Source organism: Streptomyces sp. NPDC054847 (assembly GCF_053610925.1).
This window is the reverse complement of record NZ_JBSGZJ010000659.1, coordinates 1-2,745: the sequence shown is the minus strand read 5'-3', so window position 1 is coordinate 2,745 and position 2,745 is coordinate 1. Positions and strand designations below refer to the sequence as shown.

3 protein-coding genes are annotated in these 2,745 nt (G+C 70.5%); all 3 read left to right on the top strand.

Going from position 1 to position 2,745, the window contains the following annotated elements:
- On the top strand, window positions 1–964 hold a 964-nt coding region (locus tag ACWGH4_RS33850; protein WP_453467599.1), incomplete at its 5' end, for a complex I 51 kDa subunit family protein.
- A complete protein-coding gene (locus ACWGH4_RS33845; protein ID WP_441261727.1) occupies window positions 961–1,818 on the top strand; it encodes a 2Fe-2S iron-sulfur cluster-binding protein in 858 nt (285 codons plus the stop codon). The genes ACWGH4_RS33850 and ACWGH4_RS33845, both read left to right, overlap by 4 nt.
- Before the next feature lie 23 nt (window positions 1,819–1,841).
- A complete protein-coding gene (gene fdhD / locus ACWGH4_RS33840; RefSeq protein ID WP_453467601.1) occupies window positions 1,842–2,681 on the top strand; it encodes a formate dehydrogenase accessory sulfurtransferase FdhD in 840 nt (279 codons plus the stop codon).
- The last annotated feature ends 64 nt before the right edge of the window (window positions 2,682–2,745 follow it).

Below are 2,745 nucleotides of genomic sequence, written 5' to 3'. Positions count from 1 at the left end.
CTACCTGGTCTGCAACGCGGACGAGAGCGAGCCGGGCACCTTCAAGGACCGGGTGCTGATGGAGGGCGATCCGTACGCCCTGATCGAGGCGATGACGATCGCCGGCTACGCGATCGGCGCCCACAAGGGCTTCCTGTACCTCCGCGGCGAGTACCCCCGCGCGCTCCGCCTCCTGGAGAACGCCATCGCCTCCGCCCGCGCCCGCGGACTCCTCGGCGAGGACGTCCTCGGCCAGGGCTACGCCTTCGACATCGAGATCCGGCGCGGCGCGGGCGCCTACATCTGCGGCGAGGAGACCGCGATCTTCAACTCCGTCGAGGGTTACCGGGGCGAGCCGCGCACCAAGCCGCCGTTCCCCGTGGAGAAGGGCCTGTTCGGCAAGCCGACGGCCGTGAACAACGTCGAGACGCTCGTCAACGTCCTGCCGATCCTCACCGGCCGGACGGAGGAGACGAAGCTGTTCTGCCTGTCCGGCAACATCGCCCGTCCCGGCATCTACGAGCTGCCGTTCGGTGTCACCCTGCGCGAGCTGATCGAGCTCGCCGGTCCGCCGGACACCATGCGCGCGGTCCTCCTCGGCGGGGCGGCCGGCAGCTTCGTGCGCCCCGACGAACTGGACATCCCGCTCACCTTCGAGGGCACCCGCGCAGCCGGTACGACGCTGGGCTCCGGTGTGGTGCTCGTCCTCGACGACACCGTCGAACTGCCGCGCGTCCTGCTGCGCATCGCGGAGTTCTTCCGCGACGAGTCCTGCGGCCAGTGCGTGCCCTGCCGGGTGGGCACGGTCCGCCAGGAGGAGGCGCTGCACCGCATCAAGGACCGTACGGGCGCCGACGCGGCGGGTGACATCGCCCTGCTGCGCGAGGTCGGCCGCGCCATGCGGGACGCCTCGATCTGCGGCCTCGGGCAGACCGCCTGGAACGCCGTCGAATCCGCCATCGACCGGCTGGGAGCCTACGAATGACCGCCATCCCCCTCCATATGCCGCGCCGGCTGGTCGAGTTCACCCTCGACGGCCAGGAGGTCAGAGTCCCCGAGGGCGACACGATCCTCGACGCGTGCCGTGCCGCGGGCAAGGACATACCGACGCTCTGCCAGGGCGACACGCTGACCCCCAAGAACGCCTGCCGGGTGTGCGTCGTGGAGGTCGAGGGCGCACGTACCCTCGCGCCCGCGTGCTCCCGCCGCGCCGAGCCCGGCATGACGGTGCTGACCGACACGGAGCGCGCCCGGCACAGCCGAAAGGTCGTACTGGAGCTGCTGGCCTCGTCCACGGATCTGTCCACGACGCCGCGGGCCGCCGAGTGGATCAAGGAGTACGAGGCCAAGCCGGACCGCTTCGGCCCGGAAGCGGCCCGGATGAACGAGGAACCGAAGATCGACAACGACCTCTACGTCCGCGACTACGACAAGTGCATCCTCTGTTACAAGTGCGTCGACGCCTGCGGCGACCAGTGGCAGAACACGTTCGCCATCGCCGTCGCGGGGCGCGGTTTCGACGCCCGTATCTCCACGGAGCACGACGCGCCGCTGACCGACTCGGCGTGCGTGTACTGCGGCAACTGCATCGAGGTGTGTCCGACGGGGGCACTCTCCTTCAAGTCGGAGTTCGACATGCGGGCGGCCGGGACCTGGGACGAGTCGGCCCAGACCGAGACGACGACGGTTTGCGCGTACTGCGGCGTGGGCTGCAACCTCACCCTCCATGTGCAGGAGAATGAGATCGTCAAGGTCACCTCGCCGCACGACAACCCGGTGACCCACGGCAACCTCTGCATCAAGGGCCGTTTCGGCTACCAACACGTACAGCAGCGCTGAACGAACGAATGGGACTGATCGCCATGGGACGGGTCACGGAGCGCCGCCGCACCATCCGCATCAGGGACGGGGTGGTCACGTCCCGTCCCGACACGCTGGTGGCCGAGGAACCGCTGGAGATCCGGCTGAACGGCAAGCCGCTCGCCATCACCATGCGCACCCCGGGCGACGATTTCGCGCTCGCGGCGGGTTTCCTGGTCAGCGAGGGCGTGCTGCACGCCGCCTCCCAGGTGCGGTCGATCGTGTACTGCGCGGGCGCCAAGGAGGACGGCACCAACACCTACAACGTGGTGGACGTGGCGCTCGCGGACGGCGTCCCGGTCCCGGACATCACCCTCGAGCGGAACGTCTACACCACGTCGTCCTGCGGCCTGTGCGGCAAGGCCAGCCTGGACGCCGTACGCACCACCGCGCACTTCCCGATCGCCGACACTCCCCCGGTCCGCGTCGAGCCCGCTCTGCTCGCCGGCCTCCCCGACCGGCTTCGGGCGGCGCAGCGGGTCTTCGACCGGACCGGGGGCCTGCATGCGGCGGCGCTGTTCTCGCCGGAGGGCGAGCTGCTCGACATCCGTGAGGACGTCGGCCGGCACAACGCCGTCGACAAGCTCGTCGGCCGGGCGCTGACGGACGACCGGCTGCCGCTGTCCCGGTCGATCCTCCTGGTCTCGGGGCGGGCGTCGTTCGAGCTGGCGCAGAAGGCGGTGATGGCCGGAATCCCGGTGCTCGCCGCCGTGTCCGCGCCCTCGTCGCTGGCGGTGGACCTGGCGGCGGAGACCGGTCTGACGCTGGTCGGCTTCCTGCGCGGCAACAACATGAACGTGTACGCGGGCGACGAGCGCATCGCCCTGCGCACTGGGGTCTGACGCGCCCCGCTGCACGGGATACGGACCCGGCCGGCGGGGAGCGCCCCCTGCGCCGGCCGGGTCC

Excerpts from the sequence above, each read along its gene's own strand:
- fdhD (WP_453467601.1), top strand. The coding sequence starts at position 1,842 with ATGGGACGGGTCACGGAGCGCCGCCGCACCATCCGCATCAGGGACGGG.
- ACWGH4_RS33845 (WP_441261727.1), top strand. The coding sequence starts at position 961 with ATGACCGCCATCCCCCTCCATATGCCGCGCCGGCTGGTCGAGTTCACC.